This window comes from Ligilactobacillus murinus DSM 20452 = NBRC 14221 (genome assembly GCF_001591685.1).
Taxonomy (GTDB): domain Bacteria; phylum Bacillota; class Bacilli; order Lactobacillales; family Lactobacillaceae; genus Ligilactobacillus; species Ligilactobacillus murinus.
Map to the genome: position 1 here is coordinate 1 of NZ_BCVJ01000118.1, position 1104 is coordinate 1104.

Below are 1104 nucleotides of genomic sequence, written 5' to 3' on the forward strand. Positions count from 1 at the left end.
ATCCTATTTATTAAGTGGGATAACGTGGTTTATGTTTTCTGGATTGTTATCTTGTGGAATTGGAATGGCTGGTTACGTTCAAGCATTAAAAGGCCCAAAGACAGGTTTCTTTTATGGGTCGTTAGCCCTAATTCCTGTAGTTATAGCAATTTGGTTAATAGCAAAGTATAACAAATGGATGTTTAAGTATATCGTCTGGGTGTTAAGTCGCAAAGGATTGCTACAAGTAGTGGATGATAAAGATTCTAAATAAATTTTAGAGAAATCAGAAGTAGTCAAGATTACTGAATTGGGAAATAAGTTCTGCCTAAGCCGTGACTAAAGTATCTTGTCAATTGTAAAGAGAACTAGGAATTTGGAGGAAATAATATGGCAATAGAGACATGGGATAGTCCGTATATAGTGATTTGGCTATACCTAAGTATTTTAGCAGTAGTGCTATTATTTGGTGTACGAGGGTATAGTGACAAAGTGAGTGGGTTAGAAGCAGCGGGATATGGTATGTTGATAATAATACTGTCAGGATTGAATGGGGCAGCATTAGGGCAATATATGTATGATGATGAAGTAAAATATGATGTTCTAGGTGTTTTGGGAAATACATTAGGGTTGTCAGGATCATTACTGATAAGTGGATTTATATTGTTAATATTTTATCGGTATCGAGTAGTGAAACATCCAGAAGAAGTAGTAATTATGGGAGGAGAACTGGAAATAAGTGGTTCTTACTTGTTAAGTGGTATAACAGCTCTTTCAAGTTTTGGTTTATTGTTGTTAGGTATAGGTATAGGACACATAGTGCATGGGCTAAAAGCAGGCAGAGCAGGTTTTTTCTACGGTTCATTACCACTGATTCCATTCATATTAGGTATTATATTAATGACAAAATATAGTAAATGGATGTTTAAGTATATCGTCTGGGTATTACGTCGCAAAGGGTTGTTGCAAATAGTGGATGATAAAGATTCTAAATAAATTTTAGAGATATCAGAAGTAGTTATGATTACTAAATTGGTGATTGGTTAGCCGACTACTTTACATATGATCTCTTGAGAGATATGAAGGAACTATACACATGGTAGAACTAGAAAATTTGGAGGAAAT

Annotated in this window: 1 protein-coding gene and 1 pseudogene; both read left to right on the plus strand. The window is 34.6% G+C overall.

Annotated features, from left to right (window positions below; all coding sequences use genetic code 11):
• Positions 1-253: pseudogene (locus LMU01S_RS10740) on the plus strand (hypothetical protein); the annotation flags it as partial.
• Between the two features lie 116 nt (positions 254-369).
• Positions 370-975 (plus strand): hypothetical protein, encoded by a 606-nt coding sequence (locus LMU01S_RS10030; RefSeq protein WP_056959803.1) that lies wholly within the window; start codon positions 370-372, stop codon positions 973-975.
• Positions 976-1104 lie beyond the last annotated feature (129 nt).